Below are 26671 nucleotides of genomic sequence, written 5' to 3'. Positions count from 1 at the left end.
CAAACAGTCTGATTTTCTTGCGATTGCAACACTTCCCGTAAACATGGGACAGGCTTCACCCCTGACCATTGTCAGGGCGGAGAAATCCTATTGCATAATCCGAGTTAAAAATCACCCATGAATACAGGATTTACTCAATTTCTTATTTGAAAATCTCATGAGAAAAAAAAATGGCTGCGGTTTAAGATAAAACCCCAGCCATTTTTTTATGCTATAACCAGTGATAATTTATTACAGAATAAGAATCAATAATAAAATAATGATGATTGCTCCTGTAGAAATATAAATACCACTTCCACGCTCTTTTGCCTCTTTGTTAATCTCTCTCAGCTCCTTGCGGATTTCTTTCTTTTCACTTTTATCCATTGACTTAAAATCCATGGCTTTGATTTCAAGTATTCTGTTGTCTAATTCCTTCAGCCTTGCCTGATCTTCAGGACTCAATTCTTTCTTCTCCGGATTACTGTCTCCGTCCTTGGCCATGGCTGCAGGTGCCAGACTTGTAAAGAGAAATACCAAAGATAATAAGTAAGCTATCTTCTTCATTTTTGTTAAATTTATTGTTAAACCTTATTAATTTTTATTTAATACACCTTTTATGATTAAGGGCAAAACATTTGAACATCAATAATCTTACCAATTTAATTGATTTATTTGATCTTACACTAAAATGACTTGATATACCTCTTTTTATACTCTCATCCATTCCCCAAATTTCATTAACTTAGGCTGAAATTGTTTGTATATTTACCCATTGATAGAAGCCAAATACTTCAAAAACATACCTAGAAATGTCTAAAGCCAACAAAAAACTATTCTTACTGGATGCTATGGCGCTAATCTATAGGGCGCATTTTGCTTTCAGCAAAAACCCCAGAATCAATAGCAAAGGATTAAACACCGGCGTCATGCTGGGATTTACCAATACTTTGTTGGAGATTTTGGAAAAAGAAAAACCTTCCCATATTGCCGTGGTATTTGATACCTCTGCCCCTACATTTAGACATGTACAGTATGAATCCTATAAGGCAAACCGCCAAGAACAACCTGAAGACATTTCCGTGGGTATTCCTTGGGTAAAGCAAATCGTTAAAGCTTTTAATATCCCTTCCCTTGAACTTGATGGTTACGAGGCGGATGACATCATAGGAACTCTAGCAAAACAAGCTGAAAAAAGCAGCTATACTGTTTACATGATGACCCCTGACAAGGACTATGGACAGTTGGTAGATGATCATATTTACCTTTACAAGCCAGCTTTTATGGGCAATGCAGTAGATGTAATGGGACCAAAAGAGATCTGCGCCAAATGGGATATAGAAAATGTAGATCAGGTAAGAGATATACTGGGTCTGATGGGAGATGCGGTAGATAATATTCCAGGAATCCCTGGAATTGGTGCAAAAACGGCTGTAAAACTCCTCAAGCAGTTTGGATCGGTTGAGGAATTGGTCAAAAACACGGACCAATTAAAAGGTAAGCAAAAGGAAAATGTAGAGAACTTTGGTCAGCAAGGCATCTTATCCAAAGAATTGGCTACGATCATGATAGATGTTCCCATAGAATATCATGCAGATGATTTTGTTGTTGAGCCACCCAATGAAGAGAGCCTAAAAGCTTTGTTCGCTGAACTGGAATTCAGGACACTCACAAAAAGGGTCTTCGGCGAATCCGTTAAAAAGTCTAAGATAAAGGTTGATGAACAATTGGGTTTGTTTACAGGAAGCCCTAGCACAGAAGCTACTGCTGCCGATGACACGGAGCAAATTCCTCCCATAGCCGATACCGAAGCGATGAATACACTTTTCAGTCTCCCCCATGACTACCACAAAGTAGAGGGAGAAACTGCCATTTCTGAATTGGTGTCTTACCTTTTAAAACAAAAGGAAATTTGCTTCGATACGGAAACCACGTCTATCAATCCAAATAAAGCAGAGTTGGTAGGAATCTCTTTTTCCTACATTACTTCCGAAGCCTACTATATACCCTTCCCAGAAGATAAAGCTGAGGCAGATAAAACTCTTTCCCTTCTTCAACCAGTTTTTGAGGCGGAAGACATTTTAAAAATCGGACAAAACATTAAATATGACATCCTTGTATTGATGAATTATGGTATTTCCGTAAAAGGAAAACTGTATGACACAATGCTTGCCCATTACTTGATAGAGCCAGAAGGCAAACATTCCATGGATTGGTTGGCAGAGCAATACCTTAATTACAAACCGGTTTCTATTGAAAGTCTTATTGGCAAAAAAGGAAAGAATCAAGGCAATATGCGGGATGTAGCCCCTGATGAGGTGGTTCCATACGCATCGGAAGATGCCGATATCACTCTGCAATTAAAAACCAAACTAGACCCAATCATTAAGGAGAATCATCTTGAAAAACTCTTGCTAGAAGTAGAGAGCCCTCTGATTGAAGTATTGGCAGCAATGGAATTTGAAGGTATAAGGATAGATACCGAAAGCCTTAAAGAAATGTCTGTAACCTTGGAAAAGGAAAGCAGGGAGATTGAAGCAAGGGTATATGAATTGGCTGGGGAGACCTTTAATCTGGCCTCTCCAAAACAGTTGGGAGAAATTCTTTTTAACAAGCTGGAGCTAGATCCAAAAGCAAAAAAAACCAAGACCGGGCAATATGCAACTGGTGAAGAGGTGCTAAGTAAAATGGCCGCTGAGCATGAAATCGCTCAGGCTATTTTAGATTTTAGGCAATTGGTAAAACTAAAGTCCACCTATGTGGATGCCCTACCTACTTTAATCAATCCTAAAACTGGAAGAATACACACCACCTATAATCAATTTGTAGCCGCTACAGGAAGGCTTTCTTCTAACAATCCCAACCTTCAAAATATCCCTATCCGAACAGAAAGAGGGAGGGAAATACGGAAAGCATTTGTCCCAAGGGATGAAAACCATGCCATCCTAGCAGCAGATTACAGCCAGATAGAATTGCGGATTATGGCGGCCTTCTCTCAGGATGAATCAATGATAGAAGCATTCAAACAAGGCCGTGACATTCATGCTACCACCGCTGCCAAAATATTCCAGGTTCCTCTTGAGGAGGTAACCGGAGACATGCGTAGAAAAGCAAAAACAGCCAATTTTGGGATTATTTATGGCATCTCCGCCTTTGGTTTGTCTCAACGATTAAAAATCCCAAGAGGAGAAGCCAAGGAAATAATTGATGCTTACTTTAAGGAATTTTCTGCAGTAAAAGCCTATATGGATGAGTGCATAGAAAAGGCAAGGAAAAACGAATATGTGGAAACCATCTTAGGCAGAAGAAGGTACCTCCGAGACATCAATAGCAGGAATGCCACCATGAGAGGCTTTGCAGAAAGAAATGCCATCAACGCTCCTATCCAAGGATCTGCTGCGGACATGATCAAATTGGCCATGATCCATGTGCAAGACTGGATGATAAAGGAAAAATTGAAGTCTAAAATGATCCTTCAGGTACATGATGAATTGGTCTTTGATGCGCATAAGGATGAAGTGGAGCTTTTGAAAAAAGAGATACCACTACTGATGAGCAATGCCATTAAGATCGCCGTTCCTCTGGAAGTAGAAGTAGGAGTGGGAAAGGACTGGCTGGAAGCCCATTAATGTGGTCTTCTAAAAAGACCCATTCCTAAATATCCTCCTACGAAATAATTACTGACCGCTTACCAATTAAATTAACTGTGGCTAAAATAAAGACCTCCTTTTTTTGTCAAAACTGTGGCGTAGAAAGTCCCAAGTGGACAGGTAAATGTCCCTCCTGTGGAGAATGGAATACTTTTGTAGAAGAAGTTGTGCAAAAGGAAGAAACCCAAAGAGGCGGTTGGAAAGCGAGTAGCAATAGCAGCAAAAAAGCCAACCAACCCAAACCCTTAAAGGAAATAACCTTTGAAGAACAATCTCGCCTGATCACTGGTGATGTAGAACTGGACCGGGTACTGGGTGGGGGAATAGTGCCTGGGTCTTTGGTTTTAATAGGCGGTGAACCGGGGATAGGTAAATCTACGCTTATGTTGCAGATTGCTTTGATGCTTTCAAATACAAAGGTGCTTTACGTCTCGGGAGAGGAAAGTGAAACCCAGATAAAAATGCGTAGTGAGCGCATGAAGCACCATTCCGACGAGTGCTTTGTACTTTCAGAGACCAAAACCCAACATATCTTTCAACAGATCGAATTACTGAAACCAGACCTTCTGGTCATCGATTCCATCCAAACCCTCCACAGCCAATATGTAGAGTCAGCTGCAGGATCGGTCAGTCAGGTGAGAGAATGTACTGCCGAACTAATGAAGTTTGCCAAAGAAACAGGAACACCTGTTTTCTTAATTGGCCATATCACCAAAGATGGAACCATCGCAGGACCGAAAATCTTGGAACATATGGTGGATACAGTTTTGCAGTTTGAAGGTGACAGACATTTAAGTTATAGAATTCTACGCACCTCTAAAAACAGGTTTGGATCTACCAATGAATTGGGCATTTATGAAATGCATGCCAATGGACTGAGGCCTGTTACCAATCCTTCTGAAATATTAATGACGCAGCGGGATGAGCAATTAAATGGTGTGGCCATTGGGGCAATGCTTGAAGGCAACAGACCATTATTGATCGAAATTCAGTCCCTGGTCAGTCCCGCCACATATGGCACTCCTCAAAGGAGCAGTACTGGTCACGATGCCAAACGACTGAACATGTTGTTGGCAGTTTTAGAAAAAAGAGGAGGCATGCGATTGGGGCAACAAGATGTATTTCTTAATGTCGCCGGAGGACTTAGGGTGGATGACCCAGGATTGGATTTATCTGTAGTGGCTTCTATTATCTCTTCCTATGAAGACAAGGCAATAGATCCTGGAATTTGTTTTGCCGGAGAAATTGGCTTGGGAGGAGAAGTCCGTGCTGTAAACAGGATTGAGAATAGAATTGCAGAAGCGGCAAAAATGGGTTTCAAAAAAATTATGCTTTCCCGATACGCTATCAAAGGCCTAGAACTAGACAAATACCAAATCGAGGTTGTGGCTGTAAGTAAACTGGAAGAAATGTACCGTCATATATTTCTATAGAAGTGCATCTCTTCCAGTGAAATTTCATGCTACATCTTGATTATTTAGGTTTACTACCACCAAAAGCAGCAAAACAGCAATGCTTGTGCAAGATTTCTATGCCGGTAAATCCTACTTTTTCCATTAGGTTCACTTGAAAAAGCAAAGACCTTGGGCTGTCTTCTTTTTCTATGTAATCGAAAACATTCTCACGGTACTCAACTCCATTTAGCTTTTCCAAGTAGCTACCGTACCAATTCCACATCATTTTCTGAATCTCTGGATTATCGTGTTTTACGAGATCTGAAATCCATAAACTACCCCCTGGCGCCAAAAGTTTGAAAATTTTGGTAAAGGCATTTTCCCAATCTTGCTCATCTCTAAGGTGGTGCAAAACTGCTGCCGCAATGATAATGTCATATTTACCTTCTTCCAATTTAGCATCCCTGAGGTCAGCTTGAATGGTGTTAACCTTGCCTGTAGTGGCCCAAGAAACCCTGTCTTTGGCCTTGGTTAGCATAGGTTGACTTAGATCCAGCAGGTCACTGTTCATCTGAGGAAAATGCTGCAATACCTTTAGGGAAAGATTCCCAGCACCACAGCCGATATCTAATAAATTTTCTGCTTTAGGGCTAGTAGCTAAAGCGGCATTTGCAATCAATTCCATGCATAATGGTGCGTCAATTGTCGCTTGCTGGCCGGTCTCTAAATTAGAAAATCGCTCAACATCCTTGTCAAATCTTTCTTTAATTTCTTCTACAGTAGATTTGCTTTGCATGGTTATATTTTGGTTTTATTTAAATTTAACATGCCTGATTTTAACAATTTACGGGTACAAATACAAGAATTCAGCCAATTTCTATTGGCGTTTAAAAAAATAAATAACGCCAATTGATTCTATTTTAGTCGATTACACCTACTCAACGCGCTATTCTATTATTCCCCAGAAAAATAAATTATCACTCGAGTCAAGTGGGATCACATGACCATTAATTATAGCCATTTTCCTAATTCCATTTGTTTTCAGGTAAAACAATGGACTCCCATCCAATGTAGATTCCAAGTTCGGAGTATTTCCTTCGGTGAAGACAAGGATTGGTAATTGATGTACTTTTCCCTTGTGGATTTTGTCCGTTTCAACGGCCAAATAACCCTCTTTGAGCAAATCCATCCCCCTTGCCCTATCTAGTTTTTCAAAGGGAATTACTTCCGGCCAGATTTTTCCTTTTTCTAGCTCCATTCCCTTAGCTTCTATTTCCTCATGACCATAGTACACAGATAAATCCCCCCAATCGGCAATATTTCCTTTCATCAAAATAAGGCTATCTAGAAACAACTCACTAATTTTGATCCCTATGTCTGTGAGGTAACTATAATCCCCGGCTTTAGTTTCTACATTTTTTATCAACAAGTCCATCAGCTTGGAATCATTCTCCGGGATGTCATGGTAAGCTTCTTCCGTATACTGATTATAACTCTCTGTAGCAATCTCATACAAGGCATTAAGCAGTATCATGAAATTTAGCTGGCGAATATATTGTTTCTCCCTATCCCCAGGATAAGCGCCTGATTCTATCAATATGGTACTCGTGCCCCACTTTTGAATATTGTCCCCAAAAGCCCTGGGCTCAAAGCTGTCATCGTATTTACCTACCTGACCAGGAACCACCTGCTGTAACAATTGGTCCATCCCAACGATCACCTTCATGGCTTTGCTTCTAACCGCATTCACTTCACGGGCTTCATTGTAGGCAGGAGCAAGAAAGGAAATGGTAGCCGGAAGAGCGGTGCCTTCTACGTTATAATACCTGTTTTGATCGTGAAGATTGAAACCGAATTCCGGCTCAAAATCATCCCTTGCACGCTTGAGTATAATCCCCTCGGGTGTACTTTGGCGAACAGCATCCCTATTGAGGTCAATTTGTTGCGCATTTCTTCGAACAAACCTTTCTGCTCCATCTGGATTGAGCATGGGAATAAATCGAAGCAGCAAATTCTTATGTATGGCCGAGCGAATGAACTCAAAGCCATCATCAGCGGAACCTTCCAGAAAATTGAAAAGATCGAAAAGGGCCATGGTGGCGGTGCTCTCATTGCCATGCATCTGAGACCAAAGTAGTACTTTCTTTTCCCCTTCCCCATAGGTCAAGGTGTTGATAGGTCGTCCTTCCACTGACTTACCAAGCACAGTAGTCTCAAACACATCTTTCCTTTTAGCAATCAAAGGAGCGATAATCTCATATCCATAACGCCTATTGTCTATCTCTGGAGCTTTGTATTTTGTAAAAGCATTTTCCAAAAGTTTTGGGTTGATACTTTCAGTTTTTTCCTTGACTGGCTGACAAGCAAAAAACAGTGAAACAAATAGAAACAATGGTATTCCAGAACAAGATCTCATTGGACGACTGAAGGTTGGTTACTATGTAAATATGGTGAAATTTAATTAAATTTATGGGCCCAAATAAGCAAACAGTAATAAGAGTACTTATTTAAATTACGGCTATATATAAATTAAATACGGCCTTTTTGATCAGAGACATTCATGTAAAACCCCAGCCTACCACTATATGAAACTGGAACTACTTCCGCACAAATTACCATTAAAACATACTTTTACTATTGCCCACCAAAGCAGAGATGTTCAAGACACCATGATCGTAAAACTGATTCATGGTGAACATTACGGTCTGGGAGAGTCCACAACCAACCCTTTTTATGGAATTACTTTGGATAATTTGCAATCCTGTCTGGTACAGGTAGCGGAGAAACTGACAAAGCTGGATCCCATACACCCGGAAGAACTTTGGACCATTACTGCCCCTTACTTTAAAGGCAATCCTTTTGCTCAATGTGCTTTGGACATGGCTGCCTGGGATTTGTATGCCAAGCTACAGGCTAAGAAACTCTACGAATTACTTGAGCTTGACCCAAATAAAATACCAGTAACCAATTTCACCATAGGCATTGCTCCCATCAGCAAAATGGTTGAAAAAATGAAGGAAATGGACTGGCCTCTATATAAAATCAAACTGGGAACTGCCAATGATATGGAAATCATCAGGGAGTTGCGTAAACATACTGATGCCACTTTTAGAATTGATGCCAACTGCGCATGGAATGCGGATCAAGCCATCGCTTATTCCCAAGAACTGGCAGATCTTAATGTAGAGTTTATGGAGCAACCTCTCCCAAAAGATGACTTTGAGGGAATGAAGAAGGTTTTTGCCAAAAGCGCCCTACCAGTAATCGCAGATGAGAGTTGTATAACAGAAGGAGACGTTGCCAAATGTCAGGGGTACTTCCATGGCATCAATGTTAAACTGGTCAAAGCCGGAGGAATCACTCCTGGGCTGCGAATGCTTAAAGAGGCCAAATCTTTGGGTATGAAAACCATGGTAGGCTGCATGACTGAATCTTCTGTAGGCATTTCCGCCATTGCCCATATCGCTCCTCTTCTGGATTATGTAGACATGGATGGAGCCATGCTTTTGTCTAAGGATATCGCTAGTGGGGTGGAAATTTTCGACGATCATGTGACTTTTCCAGACAGGAATGGAACAGGTGCCTTACTTCTATAAACCAATAATTAGCCATGAGCCATTCCTATTTCACCCCTCTTCCTGACAGAGAAATCGTTAGCGAAGGAAAAAGATACCTGCATTTTAGCGGTACTTCTTACCTTGGTATGGGCAGTCAGCCGGAATTTAGGCAAGTACTTATTGATAGTATTTTAAAGCACGGCCCAAATCATGGCTCAAGCCGCAACAGCAATGTACAATTGCCGATTTACGATACCTTTGAAGCACATTTTGCAGCTGGGTCAGGAGCGGAAGCGGCGGCTCTTCTGAGTAGCGGTTTTATGGCAGGTCAACTTGCGCTGAATACCTTAAGACCTTTGGTAGACCTGACCTGGACTGCACCCGACACCCATCCGGCCATCACCTATGAAAGTCAGCAACAGTCCGATCTTTCCCACCAGCAATGGCAAAAAAGATGTATCGCTAAATCAAAGAAGCTGTTGGGACAAAAGGTCCTTCTGCTATCCAATGCGGTAAATCCCCTAATTCCTGAAATTCATGATTTCGAATGGACCAAAAAACTTTCTCCCGCCAATAAGTACTACCTACTGGTAGACGACAGCCATGCCTTTGGCGTTCTGGGCAAAGGCCTATTTGGCACCTATGCCCAATGGAAAAATCTTCCCGTGGAACTGATGGTTTGTGGCTCACTGGGCAAGGCGCTTGCCCTTCCAGCAGGCATTATTTTGGGTAGCCAGCCACTGATAGACAAGGTTAGAGAAAATGCAGTCTATCGTACCTCTTCCCCTCCTGCTCCGGCATTTCTAAATGCATTTTTGGAGGGCCAGGACATCTACCAAAGTCAGCAACAAAAGCTGAGTAAAAACCTCCACTACATGCTCTCCGCTGTTTCTCAGCTAGAGGAATTCAAAATGTTGCCCCAGTACCCTGTCATTTCCTTTGCTCCTGAGCACTGGGTAGACAAATTACATGAAAAAGGGTTTGCGCTATCTTCATTTCCTTATCCATTTCCCGCTAGTCCTCCAGTTAACCGCATCATATTGTCCGCCTGGCACCTTCCAACTGATCTTGAAGCCTTGGTCGGAGCGATTGGGGAGATTATTAATTGTTAATTATTAATTGTTAATTGTTAATGAGAAAGGGGTGGTTAACGTTTATAGCAAGGATTTAAGGTCTCCTTGTGGCAATCGCAAGCGGTGTCGGTTTTTGCGATGCAAAAACTGGACTTATCCTTCGGAAATAACTTCTACTAAGCAGGTCTAGGGTTAATCCATTATACCACGTCAACAAACATTAATAATTAACCATTGAGCAATTAATAATTATTAAAGGATGCTTGTCGTTTATAGAGAGAGTTTTACGTCTCCTTTTAGCAAACGTAAGCAGCGTCGGTTTTTGCGATGCAAAAACTGGACTTATCCTTCGAAAACAACTTCTACTATGCAGGACCTGTATGGATGCGATGGTGCACGGTAAACAACATTGATAATTAACAATTAACCATTAATAATTAAAAAAAATTATGAAGGAGAACATTGTTAAAACGAAGAGTTTTGCATTTGCTGTCAGAGTAGTCAAGCTATACCGGTTTTTGTGTGAAGAGAAGAAAGAGTTTGTTCTCTCAAAGCAACTTTTAAGGAGTGGAACCAGCGTTGGGGCGATGGTAAGGGAAAGTGAGCATGCTGAATCCAAAAGAGATTTTGTCCATAAATTAGCCATTGCTCAAAAAGAAATAAACGAAACAGTTTATTGGCTCGAACTATTAAATGAAACAAACTACCTTAGTGAAGAACAATTTTCAAGCATCAACGCAGACGCTGTTGAGTTAATTAAACTGGTTACTAGCATCTTACGAACAACAAAGAATAATTGTTAATGGTAAATTATTCTTTGTTAATGAAAAAGGAATGGTCATCGTTAATAGTGAGGATTTGACGCTTCCTTTTAGAAACCGTAAGCGGTATCGGTTTTTACTTCGTAAATACTGGCCCTTTCCTTTCAGTACAACTTCTACAAAGCAGAATAAGTGTTAATGCAATATTTCACGATAACCAACATTAACAATTAACCATTGATAATTAACAATTAAAAACCTATTCATTAACAATTAATAATTGATAATTACGAAGGTATTCCTTCGGCGTGGTATGCCATTCGGAGAGCCTGCTGACTTCTGTATCCATACACTGGAAGTAAAAATCGTATAACAGATTGCTTACCTCTTCTGGGAGTTTAAGTTTCTTTTGGTCTCCTTCTTGATAGGTTTTCCAATTACCTCCCTCCTCTTCTTTTATAATTTCCAGCATGGCAAAGGTCACTGGCAGTCGGGCGGATTTTACCCGTTTAAGTTGTTCAGGATTTCTTCTAACTGCTTTCTCTGCTTTGTCAAAGAGCTCGTTGTATTTTGACAATAATGCAGGGCTAAGAAAGCTGTCTTTTTCTTGTTTAGGATTTCCAAATATGGACATTTTCCTGCCTGTAAATCCCTGATTATTCTCATGCAACAGGCTAATATAATCCTTAATATAGGGTGCTGCTTTGCCGTAATAAGCCTTCCAAAAATCCTCCATTTCTTTTTCTGCATCCAAGTCTGGGTTCCAAAGCAGTTTGGCCAATAAGTAGGCCCTTATTTCAGCAGACTCCCCACCAGCCTGAATATTGCCTTGTGCAAACACCGCACTCACATTGTTGTCGCGAAGAAAGGAAATATTGGGTTGCAGGGTACGGAGATTAGGAAAAGGAGCCAGCAAATTGGCAAATTGAATATTGTAATCCCATACCAAGATATTGTCTGTAATCTGCCCCCAGCCTTTCAGGTCATTGCTGAAGTCGGGATCACCCGATTCCATTGGCTCATTCCGAGTGCTCTCTATGCTACAGAGCATGATATTGACATTTTCACGAGGTACAATATCCTTGGGAGGCACCCTCGTATACTGGTAAGCAAGGGTAGAGATGATTTTGTCTGGAAAACGCTCAGCTACCTTATTGACAAAGGTCAACATGGACCCCATGCCTAGCGCTGGGTATTCACCACTATGGGTGGCATACATTTTTTCCTCAGGAGCAAAAGCCGCATACTTGGCATCCAAGGCGGCACAATGCTCACATTGGCAATAATTCACATTGTCATTCTGGCTAACAGACCAATAAAGGGCATCGGGTTTCTTATCAATGGCTTTTTGAAGATTCTCGCAAACAATCTCAAGAACATCCGGATTGGTTAGGCAGAGTTGGGATTCAGGTTGTACGCTTTTTCCATCCCATGATGGCACCAATCCAGGGTGTCGCTTGCCCTCATAAAAGCTAAAATATTCAGGATGACTTTCACCATATTCTTCTGGATTGAGAAAACTATGAAAAGTATGCACCCAGTGCCCCCATTCAGCAGGAATCTCACCCCGCTCAGTATGCGAATGCAACTTGTGCCAGTCCATGAATTTAGGATCATAGGCATGGTTGTAATAAACCTCCCTAAAGCTGAAATCAGGAACTTGAAGGTCAGCCACTTGGGGGATTTTAATGGTCTTTTGTTGGGGAACTACTTCAAAGGTTGCGGTATATTTTTTACACCCCAGGTACTGCTCTAGAAAAGTATAAACTGCATACTCCACGCCTTTCTTTGGCCCACCGGTTAGGATGAGCTGCTTTCCATTATTCCCTATGTAAAGGCCATCTTTCCCCATTTCATCATAAGGCAATTGGGCAGTCTCGGGACGGTTCACTTTGCCTATTAGGATTTCATTCGCTCCAGGAAGTCCACTGTCCTTCTTTACAGGCAGCTCGACACCAGCTATTCTAAATAAATAATGTTGCAACACCTTGGCTCCCTTAATTTCTTCTAAAGTGGGTTGCTCAGGGATAATAATGGTAAAGTCAGATTTTCGGTTTTTGACCAGGGTAAGTTCCTGTGCCAGGCTGGAGGAAAAGAAAGAAAAAACCAGTAACAGTACAACAATTGATTTCATAGAGCAAATTATGGGTTTTTGAAGAATTGAAAACATGGAGTAGAAATATACAACAGATGGAGGGAAGGCGCAAGCACCTATAGGATCAACGTGAAATATTCAATAAACCTTCGATTCATTCTTGAAATCACCTGTCACCATGATTTTTTATAATCATTGCTTTTAATAACACCAGCACCCCATCCAAAGGGCAATTAATTCGGTATTTTGACAGTAAAAACACCCAAATATTCTAAGATAATTAGTAAATTGATTAAAAACGATTCGTTTTTAAAGGAAAAAGCAACATTAATTATTAAAGATACCTAAAGGAGTCAACAAAAATAAATTAGGAATAGGCAAGTAGCTTTAAGGAATCTATAAGCAGTTATAAGGAAATAATAAAATCTATAAGGAATTAGTAAGTCGCTATAAGGTCAGTATAAAAATAAATAAGGAAAGAAAAATCAGTAATAAGGCAATTGTAAGTTCTCTTAAGGAAGATAAAAAAAGTAAAAAGGAATAGTTAAAATGTATTAAGGAACAGATAGTCGCTAAAAAGGAATAAAAAATCATAGTAAAGGAATTTGCAATTAATTGATTTTATAACCAAAACCGTAGATTTTATGGCCACTAAAAGGACAAAATCCGAAGCCGAAACCCTCGAACTGTACCGTATATCCCTGGAGAATGTGGGAAAGCAACCTACCATTGCTGCTTCAATGGCTGGAATTGGATACGATGCTGCAACCATAAGTGAGGGGAAAGCTTTACTAAAGAAAACAAGGCAAACTTTTGATATTAATAGATTTGAAGCCAGAAAAACTGCCGCAGCATATGCTGATTTCTTGGCTGCCAAAGCTACACTGGGAAAGACCTATGGCTATCACAGAAAGATCTCAAAGATTATATTCAAAAAGGATACACTCACCCTTAACCGCCTTGCTGTATCAGGCAGTATGCCCAAAGCCTATATTGCTTGGTTGGAAACTGTGAAAACTTTTTATAGGGTGAGCACAACTGATCCTTCCATTCAAGACAAATTGGCTAGGCTAAAGATCACGGCCGATGCATTGCATTCTGCGCAGACATTAATAAATAGACTCGAAACCACCCGAACGTTTTATCTTAGAAAAAAAGGGGAATCCCAGAATGCTACTAAAACAAAAAATAAGACCTTTGAAAATTTGGATAAATGGATGGCTGAATTTTATGCCGTAGCCAAGATAGCCCTAGAAGACAAACCCCAGCTAATGGAATCTTTAGGTAAGCTGGTCAAAGGTTAAATCTAATAGAACAGGCACAAAACTTGATACTAAAGCATTAAGTTAAACCTAAAAGCAAATTATCCATGTATAAACCAGTTCTAATTCCCATTGTTTGCCTTATATTCTTAGCCGCCATACCCCTCAAAGCCCAAATAACAATAGATGCGGAAACCGGGCTGGCCTTTCCAGGTTATAATGATGTGCGCATACCCAATACCACAGGGACTTTGTTTAGTTTTCAGGATGATTTTGAAGCCGAAGGGCCTGTAATACCTTTTCGCCTGAGGCTTGGCTATACTTTTAAAGAGAAGAACCATATTTTTGCGCTTTATGCACCACTAGGTATCAACTACAATGGCACCGCCAACAAAGACATCAGCTTTGAGTCAAGCGTATTTGAGCAAGGACAGGCACTAAGTGGCTATTATCAGTTCAACAGTTACAGATTAACTTACCGTAGAGACATTATTACTTCCGGAAACTGGCAAGTAGGTGTTGGCTTCACAGGAAAAATTCGTGATGCGCAAGTTCGTCTAGCGAATGGGCAAGGGCTTAACGACCGAAAAGATGATTTGGGTTTTGTGCCCTTATTGCACCTGTATACAGCCTATGATCTTGGTGGAGAAAAACTGATATACTTTGAGGGAGACGGCCTTGCCGGAGGCCCGGGAAGAGCCTTTGACTTATTCTTGGGAACGCGACTGCCCATCACCAATCATATTGCCTTTAAAGCAGGCTACCGGTTCTTGGAAGGAGGAGCAGATGTGGACGAGGTGTACAATTTCACTTTGGTTCAGTTTGCCGTTGCAGGTCTGTTTATCCAATTGTAAAAGCTACTCCTCAAGCTCTCCCGCCTGTTGGGTTTGCTTTTCATACAAGGCAGCATAGGTTCCTTTAGCAGCAATTAGGTCAGCATGATTACCTTTTTCGACGATGGCACCATCATCCAAAACAAGAATCTGATCGGCAAGCTTGGCTGAGGACACCCTATGGGAAATGATAATGGAAGTTCGGTCTTTCATTATCTTTTCCAATGCATTTAAAATGGCATTTTCAGTTTTGGTGTCTACTGCAGATAGGCAGTCATCGAGTAGTAGAATCTTCGGAGATTTTACAATGGCCCGAGCAATTGACACCCTTTGTTTTTGTCCCCCTGATAAAGTCATGCCTCTCTCTCCCAGTCGGGTTTCAAAACCTTGGGGAAAATCAATGATATTGTCATAGACATCCGCATCTTTGGCCGCTTGTTCGATTTGTTTCATGTCCAAAGTTTTACCCAGACCAAAACCAATATTATTGGCAATAGAATCACTGAATAAAAACACATCCTGAGGCACATAGCCTATTTGTTCCCGAAGATTGGGTATGTCATAGTTTCTTATGTCTTGGCCATCAAGCAATATCCTTCCCTCAGTCGCGTCATAGGTCCGCATAAGCAAATTGGCGATGGTCGATTTTCCAGAGCCAGTAGTTCCGATGATTGCCAATGTTTTACCCGCCTCAATTTCAAAACTTACCTTATCCAAAGCCTTAATACCGGAGTCAGGATAGACAAAGGTTAAGTCTTGCACTTCTATGTGCCCTTGAATCTCTTTTTCCAGGTGCTCAGCACTTAAAATATCATTTTTCTCATCCATGAATTCGTTGATCCTGGCCTGAGAAGCAGCGGCTCTCTGTACTATACTCGTCACCCAACCCAGAGAAGTTACCGGCCAGGTTAGCATATTGACGTAAAGGATAAATTCTGCTATCACTCCATAACCAATTGCCCCTTCTATTACTTGAATTCCTCCTACATACACGGTTAGAATTGTACTGAGTCCTATCAATGCCATGATCAGAGGAAAGAACAAGGACTGAACCTTGGTAAGGGATATGGATTTATTCTTATAGTCTTCACTGGCTTTTTGAAACTGATTGGCGCTGTCCTTTTCTCTAACAAAGGATTTGATCACCCGTATGCCTGAAAAAGCTTCCTGCACAAAAGTACTTAGGCCCGACAAGCTTCTTTGAATCTTTTCTGAGCGCTTGTTGATCATATTATTGACCAGATAGATACTAACGGACAAAACGGGTAGAGGCAGGAGGGAGTACAAGGTAAGGGGAACATTTACGGTCAGCATGTACCCAATCACCATAGGAAACAGGATGATCAAATTAATGCCATACATGAGAGCAGGTCCCAGGTACATTCGGACTTTAGAAACATCCTCAGTGATCCTTGCCATCAGGTCACCCGTACTATTCTGCCGAAAGAAACTTAGAGGAAGTGTTTGGTAGTGGGCATAAATCTCATTTTTGAGGTCATACTCTATCAATCGCGACATTGCAATAATAGTCTGACGAATAAGAAAAAGAAAAAGCCCTCTTAGCAAAGCCATGGCAAGAATAAGCAAGCCAAAGATCAAAATGTATTTCAGAAACTCAGACCTGGAGGCTTCTTGCACTATTTCCCCATCATCGAACACCTGATAATAGCTAAAACTTTCCACCACATAATCGATGGCAATCCCTACGAGTCGTGCAGGAATTATTACAAAAAAGTTTGAAATAAATGTGAAAACTATTCCTAAAAAAAGGTACAGTTTATATTTATATAGATATTTATTTAATCTCCAAAGGGGCTTCACAAAACAAATGACTTTTTAAACCACAATATCTTTTATAATATTATGTTATATTGCAAATGAAAGGCAGGTGAAATAGATTTAATTCTGTAGGCACCTGTTTTTAACTGAACTCAAATATAACATATTATAAACATCAAAGTTCAATGGCGGCAATCAAAACGGAGGAAAAACCGAAGATTAATGAAATCTATGGTCAAATGGAGGCAATGGAGCATGAGCAATTGGTTATTTGCTATGACAAGCCTACCGGTCTAAAAGCTATAATTGCTATTCACAACACTGTACTTGGCCCTTCTCTTGGAGGAACCAGAATGTGGCATTACACCAATGAAGAGGATGCGATCAAGGATGTTTTGCGCCTTTCCAGAGGAATGACTCTGAAAGCATCTATCTCAGGTTTGAATATTGGAGGTGGAAAAGCGGTTTTGATCGGTGATCCTTCGATGAAAAATGAAGCCTATTTAAGGCGATTTGGACGATTTATTGAAAGTTTGGGAGGCCGGTACATCACGGCCGAAGACATGAATACCCAAACCTCAGACATGGAATACATTGCCATGGAAACCAAACATGTGACAGGACTACCTGAGAGCAAAGGCGGAGGAGGAGACCCATCTCCCGTTACAGCTTACGGCACCTATTTAGGTATCAAGGCTGCTGCCAAAAAGGCTTATGGCAGTGATTCTCTGGAAGGAAAAAAAATCCTAATACAAGGGACTGGTCAGGTAGGAAAACATTTGGCTGAATATTTAAGCAAGGAAAAGGCCCACTTGATGCTGGCCGATATTAATGAAGATAGAGCAGCCAGGGTGGCAGCTTCAGTTGGTGGGAAGATTGTTTCAGCCAATTCTATTCATGAGATCCCTATGGATATTTACGCACCCTGCGCCATGGGCGGACAGCTCAATGACCAAACCATCCCGGCATTAACCTGTGACATTGTAGCCGGTGCGGCCAATAATCAATTGGACAAAGAGCAAGTACATGCCCGACAACTAATGGATCATGGCATACTTTATGCACCTGACTTTTTGATCAATGCTGGGGGATTGATCAATGTATATCAGGAATATCAGGGTAATTACAGTAAGGCGCTTGCAATGGAAAAAGCCGAAAAAATATATGACACCTGCCTTGACGTATTTGAACTGGCTGGTGATCAAGGGATTTCCCCACATGAAGCAGCGCTTCAAAAAGCGATAAAAAGGGTTCAAGATATGGGAAAATTAAAAATGTCTTGGTAAGTTAGCGGTTTTTTTACCGCATGTAAGATCAAATATTTGTCCTTTGCAGGTACATTTACTAATTTGCAGAAAAATTAGTTTTGACAAGGAAAGGCTGCTTCTGTTCTCCCTGTCAATAAACACTTATCACGTTCTTTAATTTCAGTTAATGTTAAATAGGAGAATCCTCAGAGTAAAAGCATTTCAGACGCTATATGCTTTTCATCAGTGCAAACATTCCAATGCGAATCTGGCACAAGACTTTATAAAAGAAGCCTTTTTACCAGACCTTAATTCTATGGAAGTACAGGACAGGAGTTTGCTTAAAAAAGAAGCAGAGCGATGTATTCAGGTTTTTATCAAAAACATTGATAAAGAACAACTTTCATTGGACAAGGGCGACAATGAAAAAGTAAAGGACATAGCGGTTAAGGCTATTGCTTTCTATAATAATAACAATAAAAAAGACAAGGAATTTTTACGGACGAACATGTTGACAGCTGTGGAGAACATTCCTGGTTTGTATTTGTTCGCAATCAGTATGTTGGTTGGTTTTGGAGAGCATGTTCGGAAAGAAAAAATGAAAAAGAGGAAATTTGAAGACCAACCGGTAGTCACACTTCCTTCAGCTTATAATCTAGGCTTTAATAAGGCCTTGGCAATTATAGAGCAAAATCATTCTTTCAAGAAGGAATGCCTTAGATTTGATGTAGACATTGCGGAATTAGAGCTTGAGATCAAAGAATGGTACAGAGAATTGGTAAAACCTCTGGAGGAATACCAAAAATACCTGACCATAGAAAATCCAAGTCTAGAAGAGGACAAGGAGATTTTACAAGTTATCATCAAGAAGATTATTTTTAAAAAGGAGGCTACATTAAGTTTCTTTCAGGACAGGGATTTGAATTGGTCGGAAAACAAATCGATCGTTCGAAGTTTGTCCACCAAGGTTATAAAAACCATAACGGGAACCGAGGACGAGGCAGATGAAATACTTCCGGAATTGGCATTAAACTGGGAAGAAGACAAAGAATTCTTTCAGGACATTTATAATTTCACCATTGCTTCGGAGAAGGAATACAGTGAATTAATTGCCAATACCACTAAAAATTGGGATGTAGAAAGGATCGCTTTGACGGACAGGGTAATACTTATCATGGCTTTATCAGAGATGGTAAACTTCTCAAGTATCCCTACCAAGGTATCGATTAATGAGTATATTGATATTTCCAAAACGTATAGTACTCCGAAAAGTAAGCAATTTGTAAACGGTCTTTTAGATACCTTGTCAAAAGAACTAACCGAAAACGGAAAAATACGTAAGAGTGGTAGAGGGCTTATAGACAATAAATAAAAACATAAAATGGGTAAAAAAGGTAATTCATTATTCGCATTTGCTCTAGGAGCAGGTTTGGGTGCTACTCTAGGGGTGCTTTTTGCCCCTGACGCAGGAAATAATACAAGAGATAAATTATCCTACAGACTAGCAAAATACCGTACTGAGCTGGAAGACCTGATCAATGAACTGATAGATGAGAAACATCTGCCGGACAATATTGCCAGATCTGAAGGGGATAAAGTAATCACAGAGGCAAAATCTAAAGCTGAAAATTTGCTAAATGATGTCAATAAACTTATTGACCAAATCAATAACGACAACAATAAAAATTAAAACTGTTTATTTATGAAGTATTCTAATCTTTCAGTGTGGCTTTTAGGCCTTACACTGATCATGGCAGGAGCATGTGGGGAAAAAGGAAGTGGCAATGATGATAAAATCCAGGAGCTGGAGCAAAAAATCTCCCAGTTGGAGCAAAATCAAGTAGTAACTCCTTCCAGTGCACAAAATGTACAACCTGCCGACCCGTCAACAGTTGGTTCTTTTGCATTTGAAGAAGAAGTCTTTGACTTTGGATCCATCAATGAAGGTGAAGTTGTAGAACACGTTTTCAAATTTAAAAACGAAGGACAAGCACCTTTGATTATTTCCAATATTCAGGCTTCTTGTGGTTGCACAAGCCCAGAATGGTCAAAAACACCCGTTAAACCAGGAGATGAAGGTTTTGTAAAGGTTCAATTTAACTCTAGAGGAAAATCCGGAGTTCAAAGCCCAACCGTCACCATTCAGGCTAACACTTCACCATCCGTAACTCGATTGAGATTAAAAGGAGAAGTAAACAGACCATCAGGAACATCAACCGCACCTTCAGCAGGGCCAGTAAAACGATAAAAATGCAGAATTCAATATTACTTCAAGTAGATAGTGCCATGGGTAGTGGCATCATGGGTCAAGTTTTTCTTTTTGGTAGTATCATTCTGATCATGTATTTCTTTATGATCAGACCACAACAAAAAAAACAAAAAGAAACTGCCAAATTTATCTCTGACATTAAAAAGGGAGAACAAGTAGTAACAGTAGGTGGAATCCACGGAAAAGTATATTCCGTAGAAGGTGACATAGTCACCATCGACTTAGACAAAGGGATGAAGATAAGGGTTGAGAAATCTGCTTTATCTCTCGATTACACTAAGAAATTATCAAATGAAAAATAATTCTCCGTACACACTTGAGTACACTAAGTAATTATTTCCGGAAATTTAGACCTGATAAAACTTCCAATCTGAAGGTGGTAGTCCTGTGCGTTGTCACAGCTACCACCTTTTGGTTATTAAATGCCCTTAATAAAGACAATTACACCACTGTAGTTGACCAACCCATTCTTATTCAATTTGATGAGGAGGAATACATGGCAGTGAAAGGACTTCCCAATGAGGTCAAAATAGAAATTAATGGAAACGGCTGGGACCTTTTGAAGAAACACCTGGGTGTCAGTCAGGATCCATTGGAAATAACCCTGGAGGACCCCTCTCATCAGCCTTACCTAGTTACAGAGGAAATTACTCAGCAAATGTCAGAGCATATCTCGACAACAAATTTGGTGAGCATAGTTCAGGACACTTTATTTTTTAGTATTGACAAGATTGTTTCTAAAAAGATACAAATTGTCCCTGATACCCTGCCCAACACTTTGGCTGAAAATCACGATTTCGCTTCACGTATTAGCATTGACCCTGAATATGTAACCGTCAGAGGCCCTATTTCAATCATAGAACAACTTGATGGAAAACTGCTGGTCCAACTAGGCGAAAACAATATTAAAAACCATTATTCAAAACTGCTCCCACTGGAGTTAGATAAAACAAAAAAGGATTTTTTAACCTTGGACGAAGAGACGGTACAGATAAGTTTCCAAGTCGTTGCATTTATTGAGAAAACATTGAAATTGGATGTGAAAAAACTGTATTTCCCTGCCAATGTGGATATTGAAGGAGATGTCCAAAGTGTAACACTACAATTTTTAGTCGATGAAAGGAAACAGAATGACCTTGAATCTTTAAATCTCTCCGCTATTCTAAATTACAATAACAGAAACAGAGAGGACAGTTCTATTGCTGTTTCTTTAAATGTAAATCGTTCCTTTCTTCGAGACATAACCTTCTCTCCTGACAGTTTTGATTTGATTTATGAGTAGTACTGTTCCTTTATTGGTGGGCATAAGTGGAGGCATTGGAGCTGGAAAAACCCTGGTTTCCCAAATATTCTCCCTGCTTGGCATCCCTATATACAATGCCGATGACCGTGCAAAATGGCTAATGGCCAACCATCTCCCTTTAAAAACCAGGATCATTGAGAACTTCGGCACTTCTGCCTATTTCGAAGATGGTCAACTTAATCGCCAATACCTGGCAGAAATTGTATTCTCAAATCCGGACAAAACAAGCCTCATCAATGGACTTGTTCATCCAGCTGTAGGGGAAGATTTTAAATTATGGGCTAGTCGTCAGCCGACCAAGTATGTATTAAAGGAGGCGGCATTACTTTTTGAAACAGGTTCTTATAAAACCCTGGACTTCACCATACACGTAGCTGCCTCAGAAGCGATAAGAATAGAACGTGTCAAATCAAGAGATGTACAAAGAAGTACAACTCAAATCAAGCAGATAATCGAAAAGCAGCTAACTGACGAGTTGAAGAATAAACTGGCAAATTTTGTTATTACCAACGATGACTCCATTTTGGTAATACCTCAAGTGCTAAAAATCCACGCACAGTTAATGGAAGCAAAAATCAAAAACTAGATTTCGCTCAAGCGAATCTGATCCAAATAGAATTTCATTCTTGAATGACTGTGGTTCAGGAAATCAATTTTATCTATTCGATCATGTTTGTGATTATAAAACACCTCCACATACTCTTCTCCCAAGAGATAGAGGTTTACTTTGTGGGTATAATACCTAATGGCTACAACAAATGTACCTTCAGTATACAGTTTCTGAATTTTCTTGTGAATGCTAAGCCTGCTGAAGTCCTCTTTACTCATCGAATGCTAGATTGTAGTGATTTTTAAGTTAGGCTTTTGGGTGATTAGGTAACGTAATAGGAGAGATTTCCAGTTCATTAATGAATAAAAGTAAATAATTTAATCAAAAATAGCACCCTTCTGGCAAAGTAATTTGGTTGATTTGAAGTACCTTAAAGTTTTTAAATCCAGATTAAGCAATAGGGATTCACAACTTCTAAAGGGAAGTGTGGCAATCACAAGATAATCAAGCTATTTAAAGAGTTAACCCAAAAGCAGCTGAGGTGAAGACTTAAATAGGAATGAAGCGACTGCTTTTGAAGTGATTGTACCTCAATAATGGAGGGCTATAGCCTATTTCGGATTAAACAGCTTATTATTGGTCTTGTTATCGCGCTGTATTCACAGGCAGGTTATATCAAGGCGAAATTAATTTATAGAATGAAATAACTGATTTTATTTATGATTAAACATCAAAGAAACAGCCTTTATGTACTTTTTGTTTTTGGTTTATTACTCCTTTTAAGCAGTTCTTGTTCTTCAACCAAAAAAATCCGGCAGCAAAACATTCAGCATGTAATCAATACGGCAAAATCTTATCAAGGCACACCCTATAGATATGGAGGGAATACCCGATCAGGGATGGATTGCTCTGCCTTGGTTTATCTTTCTTTCAAAAGCGTGGGTGTAACCCTTCCGAGGGTATCGGCAGAACAAAGCAAAATTGGAAAACGAATTTCCAAGGACAAATTAAAAAAAGGAGATGTTGTCTTTTTCGCTACTGGTCGGAGAAGAAACAAAGTAACGCATGCGGGAATTGTGTCGGAAAAACGGATGGGAAAAACTTATTTCATTCATGCTTCGACTTCTTTGGGAGTTACGGAAGACAATTTGCAATCAAAATACTGGTCAAAAAGATGGGTTAGGGGCAGAAGGATTTTCTAGAAGGCCAAAAATAGAGGCAAAAAGGAGTGAAATCCTATAATTAAATAAATAGTGATATAAAAATTTGGATCAAAGTGTATTAATTTTTAAAACATCCTTTGGTATTCAGCATTATTAACTAATTTTGCACTCGAATTAAAAAGTATTGTTCCAATTCATCTTTAAAATATAACAATGGCGAATACTGGTAAGATAACTCAGGTAATTGGTCCTGTTGTGGATGTTTCCTTTGAGGGAAGTAAACTGCCGAATATCCTTGATGCACTTGAAATCACAAAAGAGAATGGCCAGAAGGTAATTCTTGAAGTACAACAACACCTTGGCGAAGACCGGGTAAGAACCATTGCGATGGACTCTTCGGAAGGTATGGTAAGGGGTATGGAGGTAAGAGACCTCGGAAGCCCTATATCAGTACCAACTGGTGACAATATCAAAGGAAGGCTATTTAACGTTGTAGGAGAAGCCATTGATGGATTGCCTCAACCTGAATCTAAAAACAGGCTACCTATCCATAGGTCAGCACCAAAATTTGAAGACCTATCAACTTCTACGGAAGTATTGTACACAGGAATTAAGGTAATCGATTTAATTGAGCCTTATGCGAAAGGTGGAAAAATTGGTTTGTTTGGAGGAGCAGGTGTTGGTAAAACAGTACTTATTCAAGAACTGATCAATAATATTGCTAAAGCATACTCCGGTCTTTCTGTATTTGCAGGGGTAGGAGAAAGAACAAGAGAAGGAAATGATTTGCTCAGAGAAATGATCGAATCAGGAATCGTAACTTATGGTGATGATTTCGTAGAATCTCTTGAAAATGAAGGTGGATGGGATCTATCTAAAGTGGATCTTGAGAAACTTAAAGATTCCAAAGCAACCTTCGTCTTCGGACAAATGAACGAACCTCCTGGAGCCCGTGCAAGGGTAGCTTTGACAGGTTTGACTTTGGCAGAGTATTACAGAGATGGTGAAGGAGATGGAGCAGGTAAAGACATTCTTTTCTTTATTGATAATATCTTCCGTTTTACCCAAGCAGGTTCTGAAGTTTCCGCCCTTTTGGGAAGGATGCCTTCTGCTGTGGGTTACCAGCCTACCTTAGCAACAGAAATGGGTGCTATGCAGGAACGTATCACCTCTACCAAAAACGGTTCTATTACCTCTGTACAAGCGGTATATGTACCTGCTGATGATTTAACGGATCCAGCACCAGCAACAACTTTTGCTCACCTTGATGCACAAACTGTACTTTCAAGGAAAATTGCAGAACTAGGAATTTATCCAGCAGTGGATCCTTTGGATTCTACATCTAGGATTCTTGAGCCATCTGTAGTTGGAGACGAGCATTACAATTGCGCAACCAACATCAAAGAGCTTCTTCAGCGTTACAAAGAACTTCAGGATATCATTGCTATCCTGGGTATGGAAGAACTTTCTGAAGAGGATAAAATGGTCGTACACCGTGCAAGAAGGGTACAACGTTTCTTATCTCAACCTTTCCACGTAGCTGAACAGTTTACAGGTCTTAAAGGTGTGTTGGTAGATATCAAAGATACTATCAAAGGCTTTAACATGATCATGGACGGAGAGTTAGATCATTTGCCAGAAGCAGCATTCAATTTGGTAGGTAGCATCGAAGATGCCATTGCCAAAGGAGAAAAAATGTTGGCAGAAGTAAAATAATAGCACTTTATTAGGGTAATACTTTAAAGTATTACCCTTTAATAAAATATATCATGCATTTAGAAATCATTACACCGGACCAAAAAGTATTTGAAGGAGAAGTTTCTGAGGCTACCTTCCCTGGAGCCGATGGTTCTTTTCAGGTACTGAAAAACCACGCCGCTATAATATCTGCCCTTGTAAAAGGTGCGGTTTCTTACACAACAACTGAGGGGCAAAAGTCACTGGTAGTTGATGGAGGAGTAGTAGAGGTGAATGACAATAAAATTATTGTATTGGCTGAAAAGGTAGTGGATTAATCTACTTCTTTTCTTTCACCAATTAAAAAAGGGTGCTGAATTTAAATTTCAGCACCCTTTTTATTTAAAGTATAAACCTATATACTTATTTTCCCAATGAATCAAGGGAGGCTTTCACCGAACCTTTGTCTATTAAAAGCGCTTTGGCCTCATCATAATCAGTCATCCCAGCCCTTTCCATAAGCATTTTCACACTTCTGTCAATGATCTTGTCATTGATAAGCAGGACATTTACCATTTTATTGTCTTCTACTCTCCCCAATCTAATCATACAGGTCGTAGAGATCATATCAAAAATCATCTTTTGTGCCGTGCCGCACTTCATTCTGGTACTACCAGACACGAATTCCGGACCAGTCAATACTTCTACAGGGAAATCGGCATGCTCAGCAATGGGTGATTCTGGATTGCTTACAATACAACCGGTAAGTATTCCTTTTGCTCTACAAATTTTTAATGCCCCCAAAACAAACGGTGTAGTTCCACTAGCAGAAATACCCAAGACAAAATCTTTATCCGATACCTCATAGCCAGTTAAAGCATCCCAACCCGCATCAGGATCATCTTCCATTTCTTCTCTGGCTTCAATTAAACGGTCTACTCCGCCAGCTAAAATGACATTTACTTTACCCTTTGGAATCCCATAGGTAGTGGGTAATTCTATTGCATCTAAAACAGAAAGTCTTCCTCCACTTCCAGCTCCCAAATAAAATAACCTTCCGCCATTTTCCAATTTTTCGACGATAGCGCTTATCAATAAGTTGATCTTTGGCAATACCGCTTCTATAGCAAGTGCTACTTTCTTATCCTCATTGTTGATATTGGCGGTCAATTCCTCCACAGACATCTTTTCTAAATGCCGATACAAAGAAGGCTGCTCAGTAATTTTTGTCATTATATATTTATTTTAAATTTCACTAAAAAATCTCAAATCGTTGGTGTACTTCCTGGCTTAACTCCACCTGTAAGCTTGCCATCAGAGGCTTCTCGAACCAAATTAAAGTCTGAATTTAATCTTTGTGTAAATAACGCAAAATCCGAACTATGAACCACCATATTTACCCCTTCCTTTATCCAAAACAACTGCCTTTCTATGGTTTCTGAGAAATGAATTCCCACTGCCAATTCAAATTTAAGGCTTGTTTTAACAATTTTTCTTACCGTGTCTATAAAATCCGGGTGATCATAATCTTCAGGAATGCCCATGCTTACGGACAAATCGTGGGGCCCAATAAACACCCCATCTAGCCCTGGCACTGACAGCAACTCTTCCAATTTTTCTACCGCAGGCACACTCTCGATATTCACAATGCTTAAATGCCCTTCATTGTAGCTGTCTAGGTAAGCTTGCAAATCAGGAGTAAGTTTTTCCTTACCCTCCATGTATTGGTGCAACCTCTCCCCCTTTAAAGGTCTGAATTTGGTCGCTCCTATTAAAACCTGAACATCCAGAACGGTTTCTACATAGGGAATAACCACGCCTACTGCCCCCGCATCTATTGCCTGACAAACCAAATGATGGTCCGCTTTATAAACCCTCACTATAGGAATAATACCTCTTCCTTTATAGGTCTGACACATTGCTGAAAGCTCCTTGCGGGATAGAGAAATATGCTCGGTATCAATAAAGACAAAATCCAATCCGGAGGATGCCAATGCTTTTGGCCACATGGAATTATTAGATGTAACACAAGTGCCAAGCACCAATTCTCCGGATTGAATTCTATTTTTAAAGTTCATT

Annotated in this window: 25 protein-coding genes; 17 read left to right on the top strand and 8 right to left on the bottom strand. The window is 40.0% G+C overall.

Annotated elements, in window-relative coordinates; genetic code table 11:
- Positions 1 to 231: 231 nt before the first annotated feature.
- Positions 232 to 546, bottom strand: coding sequence for a hypothetical protein (locus CA2015_RS10060; RefSeq protein WP_048641788.1), 315 nt, complete (start codon positions 544 to 546; stop codon positions 232 to 234).
- A 245-nt stretch (positions 547 to 791) separates the two neighbouring features.
- Between CA2015_RS10060 and polA the strand changes: the two genes are divergently transcribed.
- Positions 792 to 3608: a DNA polymerase I gene (gene polA / locus CA2015_RS10055; RefSeq protein WP_048641787.1), complete on the top strand. Its 2817-nt coding sequence runs from the start codon at positions 792 to 794 to the stop codon at positions 3606 to 3608.
- 77 nt (positions 3609 to 3685) lie between these two features.
- Positions 3686 to 5062 carry a DNA repair protein RadA gene (radA, locus tag CA2015_RS10050; RefSeq protein ID WP_048641786.1) on the top strand — a complete coding sequence of 459 codons (1377 nt, stop codon included), beginning with the start codon at positions 3686 to 3688 and terminating at the stop codon, positions 5060 to 5062.
- Positions 5063 to 5102: 40 nt separating this feature from the next.
- Here radA and CA2015_RS10045 read toward each other — a convergent pair whose 3' ends face one another.
- Together CA2015_RS10045 and CA2015_RS10040 are read right to left on the bottom strand one after the other, a co-directional pair.
- Complete coding sequence (locus CA2015_RS10045) at positions 5103 to 5819, bottom strand: class I SAM-dependent methyltransferase (protein ID WP_048641785.1); 717 nt, start codon at positions 5817 to 5819, stop codon at positions 5103 to 5105.
- A gap of 150 nt (positions 5820 to 5969) precedes the next feature.
- Positions 5970 to 7439, bottom strand: coding sequence for a M14 family metallopeptidase (locus CA2015_RS10040; RefSeq protein WP_048641784.1), 1470 nt, complete (start codon positions 7437 to 7439; stop codon positions 5970 to 5972).
- Positions 7440 to 7608: 169 nt separating this feature from the next.
- On the opposite strand from CA2015_RS10040, the gene CA2015_RS10035 reads away from it, so the two are divergent.
- From CA2015_RS10035 to CA2015_RS10025, 3 genes are all read left to right on the top strand, one after another.
- The gene (locus tag CA2015_RS10035) at positions 7609 to 8619 is read left to right on the top strand and encodes a dipeptide epimerase (protein WP_048641783.1); all 1011 of its coding nucleotides are present in this window, start codon (positions 7609 to 7611) and stop codon (positions 8617 to 8619) included.
- A gap of 14 nt (positions 8620 to 8633) precedes the next feature.
- A complete protein-coding gene (locus CA2015_RS10030) occupies positions 8634 to 9692 on the top strand; it encodes an aminotransferase class I/II-fold pyridoxal phosphate-dependent enzyme (RefSeq protein WP_048641782.1) in 1059 nt (352 codons plus the stop codon).
- 410 nt (positions 9693 to 10102) lie between these two features.
- Positions 10103 to 10456: a four helix bundle protein gene (locus tag CA2015_RS10025; protein ID WP_048641781.1), complete on the top strand. Its 354-nt coding sequence runs from the start codon at positions 10103 to 10105 to the stop codon at positions 10454 to 10456.
- A 217-nt stretch (positions 10457 to 10673) separates the two neighbouring features.
- Here the strand turns inward: CA2015_RS10025 and CA2015_RS10020 are convergent, their stop codons facing one another.
- On the bottom strand, positions 10674 to 12548 hold the full coding sequence (locus CA2015_RS10020; RefSeq protein WP_240477958.1) for a DUF4838 domain-containing protein: 1875 nt from the start codon (positions 12546 to 12548) through the stop codon (positions 10674 to 10676).
- A 605-nt stretch (positions 12549 to 13153) separates the two neighbouring features.
- On the opposite strand from CA2015_RS10020, the gene CA2015_RS10015 reads away from it, so the two are divergent.
- Both CA2015_RS10015 and CA2015_RS10010 read left to right on the top strand, forming a co-directional pair.
- A complete protein-coding gene (locus CA2015_RS10015; RefSeq protein ID WP_048641779.1) occupies positions 13154 to 13813 on the top strand; it encodes a hypothetical protein in 660 nt (219 codons plus the stop codon).
- Between the two features lie 65 nt (positions 13814 to 13878).
- Positions 13879 to 14625, top strand: a complete 747-nt coding sequence (locus CA2015_RS10010) for a hypothetical protein (protein ID WP_048641778.1) — start codon at positions 13879 to 13881, stop codon at positions 14623 to 14625.
- Positions 14626 to 14628: 3 nt separating this feature from the next.
- Here CA2015_RS10010 and CA2015_RS10005 read toward each other — a convergent pair whose 3' ends face one another.
- Positions 14629 to 16425 carry an ABC transporter ATP-binding protein gene (locus tag CA2015_RS10005; RefSeq protein WP_048641777.1) on the bottom strand — a complete coding sequence of 599 codons (1797 nt, stop codon included), beginning with the start codon at positions 16423 to 16425 and terminating at the stop codon, positions 14629 to 14631.
- 143 nt (positions 16426 to 16568) lie between these two features.
- Between CA2015_RS10005 and CA2015_RS10000 the strand changes: the two genes are divergently transcribed.
- The 7 genes from CA2015_RS10000 (at position 16569) to coaE (ending at position 21788) form a co-directional block, all read left to right on the top strand.
- On the top strand, positions 16569 to 17669 hold the full coding sequence (locus CA2015_RS10000) for a Glu/Leu/Phe/Val family dehydrogenase (RefSeq protein ID WP_048641776.1): 1101 nt from the start codon (positions 16569 to 16571) through the stop codon (positions 17667 to 17669).
- Positions 17670 to 17817: 148 nt separating this feature from the next.
- The gene (gene nusB, locus CA2015_RS09995; RefSeq protein ID WP_048641775.1) at positions 17818 to 19002 is read left to right on the top strand and encodes a transcription antitermination factor NusB; all 1185 of its coding nucleotides are present in this window, start codon (positions 17818 to 17820) and stop codon (positions 19000 to 19002) included.
- A gap of 9 nt (positions 19003 to 19011) precedes the next feature.
- Complete coding sequence (locus CA2015_RS09990; protein WP_048641774.1) at positions 19012 to 19320, top strand: YtxH domain-containing protein; 309 nt, start codon at positions 19012 to 19014, stop codon at positions 19318 to 19320.
- A gap of 12 nt (positions 19321 to 19332) precedes the next feature.
- Positions 19333 to 19878, top strand: coding sequence for a DUF1573 domain-containing protein (locus CA2015_RS09985; protein ID WP_048641773.1), 546 nt, complete (start codon positions 19333 to 19335; stop codon positions 19876 to 19878).
- A 2-nt stretch (positions 19879 to 19880) separates the two neighbouring features.
- The gene (gene yajC, locus CA2015_RS09980; protein WP_048641772.1) at positions 19881 to 20201 is read left to right on the top strand and encodes a preprotein translocase subunit YajC; all 321 of its coding nucleotides are present in this window, start codon (positions 19881 to 19883) and stop codon (positions 20199 to 20201) included.
- A 14-nt stretch (positions 20202 to 20215) separates the two neighbouring features.
- Complete coding sequence (locus tag CA2015_RS09975) at positions 20216 to 21181, top strand: YbbR-like domain-containing protein (protein WP_048641771.1); 966 nt, start codon at positions 20216 to 20218, stop codon at positions 21179 to 21181.
- On the top strand, positions 21174 to 21788 hold the full coding sequence (coaE, locus tag CA2015_RS09970) for a dephospho-CoA kinase (RefSeq protein WP_048641770.1): 615 nt from the start codon (positions 21174 to 21176) through the stop codon (positions 21786 to 21788). The genes CA2015_RS09975 and coaE overlap by 8 nt, the downstream gene beginning before the upstream one ends.
- Here the strand turns inward: coaE and CA2015_RS09965 are convergent.
- Positions 21785 to 22030, bottom strand: a complete 246-nt coding sequence (locus tag CA2015_RS09965; RefSeq protein ID WP_048641769.1) for a hypothetical protein — start codon at positions 22028 to 22030, stop codon at positions 21785 to 21787. The genes coaE and CA2015_RS09965 overlap by 4 nt on opposite strands.
- Before the next feature lie 441 nt (positions 22031 to 22471).
- On the opposite strand from CA2015_RS09965, the gene CA2015_RS09960 reads away from it, so the two are divergent.
- From CA2015_RS09960 to atpC, 3 genes are all read left to right on the top strand, one after another.
- Positions 22472 to 22954: a C40 family peptidase gene (locus CA2015_RS09960; RefSeq protein WP_048641768.1), complete on the top strand. Its 483-nt coding sequence runs from the start codon at positions 22472 to 22474 to the stop codon at positions 22952 to 22954.
- A gap of 174 nt (positions 22955 to 23128) precedes the next feature.
- Positions 23129 to 24631: a F0F1 ATP synthase subunit beta gene (atpD, locus tag CA2015_RS09955; RefSeq protein WP_048641767.1), complete on the top strand. Its 1503-nt coding sequence runs from the start codon at positions 23129 to 23131 to the stop codon at positions 24629 to 24631.
- Positions 24632 to 24684: 53 nt separating this feature from the next.
- Positions 24685 to 24930: an ATP synthase F1 subunit epsilon gene (atpC, locus tag CA2015_RS09950; RefSeq protein WP_205749809.1), complete on the top strand. Its 246-nt coding sequence runs from the start codon at positions 24685 to 24687 to the stop codon at positions 24928 to 24930.
- 85 nt (positions 24931 to 25015) lie between these two features.
- On the opposite strand, the gene CA2015_RS09945 is transcribed toward atpC, so the two are convergent.
- Both CA2015_RS09945 and CA2015_RS09940 read right to left on the bottom strand, forming a co-directional pair.
- The gene (locus tag CA2015_RS09945; protein WP_048641765.1) at positions 25016 to 25825 is read right to left on the bottom strand and encodes an N-acetylmuramic acid 6-phosphate etherase; all 810 of its coding nucleotides are present in this window, start codon (positions 25823 to 25825) and stop codon (positions 25016 to 25018) included.
- A gap of 32 nt (positions 25826 to 25857) precedes the next feature.
- Positions 25858 to 26670 carry an HpcH/HpaI aldolase family protein gene (locus CA2015_RS09940; protein WP_048641764.1) on the bottom strand — a complete coding sequence of 271 codons (813 nt, stop codon included), beginning with the start codon at positions 26668 to 26670 and terminating at the stop codon, positions 25858 to 25860.
- Position 26671: the final 1 nt, after the last annotated feature.

Source organism: Cyclobacterium amurskyense, from assembly GCF_001050135.1.
Taxonomy (GTDB): Bacteria; Bacteroidota; Bacteroidia; order Cytophagales; family Cyclobacteriaceae; genus Cyclobacterium; species Cyclobacterium amurskyense.
The sequence above is the reverse complement of the archived record's forward strand: the minus strand, read 5'-3'. Positions and strand labels throughout refer to the sequence as shown.

Bases quoted from the DNA above. Each gene is read 5' to 3' on its own strand.
- CA2015_RS10060 (WP_048641788.1), bottom strand. From the start codon at position 546: ATGAAGAAGATAGCTTACTTATTATCTTTGGTATTTCTCTTTACAAGT.
- atpD (WP_048641767.1), top strand. From the start codon at position 23,129: ATGGCGAATACTGGTAAGATAACTCAGGTAATTGGTCCTGTTGTGGAT.
- CA2015_RS10035 (WP_048641783.1), top strand. From the start codon at position 7,609: ATGAAACTGGAACTACTTCCGCACAAATTACCATTAAAACATACTTTT.
- polA (WP_048641787.1), top strand. From the start codon at position 792: ATGTCTAAAGCCAACAAAAAACTATTCTTACTGGATGCTATGGCGCTA.
- CA2015_RS09940 (WP_048641764.1), bottom strand. From the start codon at position 26,670: ATGAACTTTAAAAATAGAATTCAATCCGGAGAATTGGTGCTTGGCACT.
- CA2015_RS09965 (WP_048641769.1), bottom strand. From the start codon at position 22,030: ATGAGTAAAGAGGACTTCAGCAGGCTTAGCATTCACAAGAAAATTCAG.
- CA2015_RS10030 (WP_048641782.1), top strand. From the start codon at position 8,634: ATGAGCCATTCCTATTTCACCCCTCTTCCTGACAGAGAAATCGTTAGC.
- CA2015_RS09960 (WP_048641768.1), top strand. From the start codon at position 22,472: ATGATTAAACATCAAAGAAACAGCCTTTATGTACTTTTTGTTTTTGGT.
- CA2015_RS10020 (WP_240477958.1), bottom strand. From the start codon at position 12,548: ATGAAATCAATTGTTGTACTGTTACTGGTTTTTTCTTTCTTTTCCTCC.
- atpC (WP_205749809.1), top strand. From the start codon at position 24,685: ATGCATTTAGAAATCATTACACCGGACCAAAAAGTATTTGAAGGAGAA.
- CA2015_RS10045 (WP_048641785.1), bottom strand. From the start codon at position 5,819: ATGCAAAGCAAATCTACTGTAGAAGAAATTAAAGAAAGATTTGACAAG.
- CA2015_RS10015 (WP_048641779.1), top strand. From the start codon at position 13,154: ATGGCCACTAAAAGGACAAAATCCGAAGCCGAAACCCTCGAACTGTAC.
- CA2015_RS10000 (WP_048641776.1), top strand. From the start codon at position 16,569: ATGGCGGCAATCAAAACGGAGGAAAAACCGAAGATTAATGAAATCTAT.
- yajC (WP_048641772.1), top strand. From the start codon at position 19,881: ATGCAGAATTCAATATTACTTCAAGTAGATAGTGCCATGGGTAGTGGC.
- CA2015_RS09945 (WP_048641765.1), bottom strand. From the start codon at position 25,825: ATGACAAAAATTACTGAGCAGCCTTCTTTGTATCGGCATTTAGAAAAG.
- CA2015_RS09985 (WP_048641773.1), top strand. From the start codon at position 19,333: ATGAAGTATTCTAATCTTTCAGTGTGGCTTTTAGGCCTTACACTGATC.
- coaE (WP_048641770.1), top strand. From the start codon at position 21,174: ATGAGTAGTACTGTTCCTTTATTGGTGGGCATAAGTGGAGGCATTGGA.
- CA2015_RS10010 (WP_048641778.1), top strand. From the start codon at position 13,879: ATGTATAAACCAGTTCTAATTCCCATTGTTTGCCTTATATTCTTAGCC.
- CA2015_RS10025 (WP_048641781.1), top strand. From the start codon at position 10,103: ATGAAGGAGAACATTGTTAAAACGAAGAGTTTTGCATTTGCTGTCAGA.
- CA2015_RS09990 (WP_048641774.1), top strand. From the start codon at position 19,012: ATGGGTAAAAAAGGTAATTCATTATTCGCATTTGCTCTAGGAGCAGGT.
- CA2015_RS10040 (WP_048641784.1), bottom strand. From the start codon at position 7,439: ATGAGATCTTGTTCTGGAATACCATTGTTTCTATTTGTTTCACTGTTT.
- nusB (WP_048641775.1), top strand. From the start codon at position 17,818: ATGTTAAATAGGAGAATCCTCAGAGTAAAAGCATTTCAGACGCTATAT.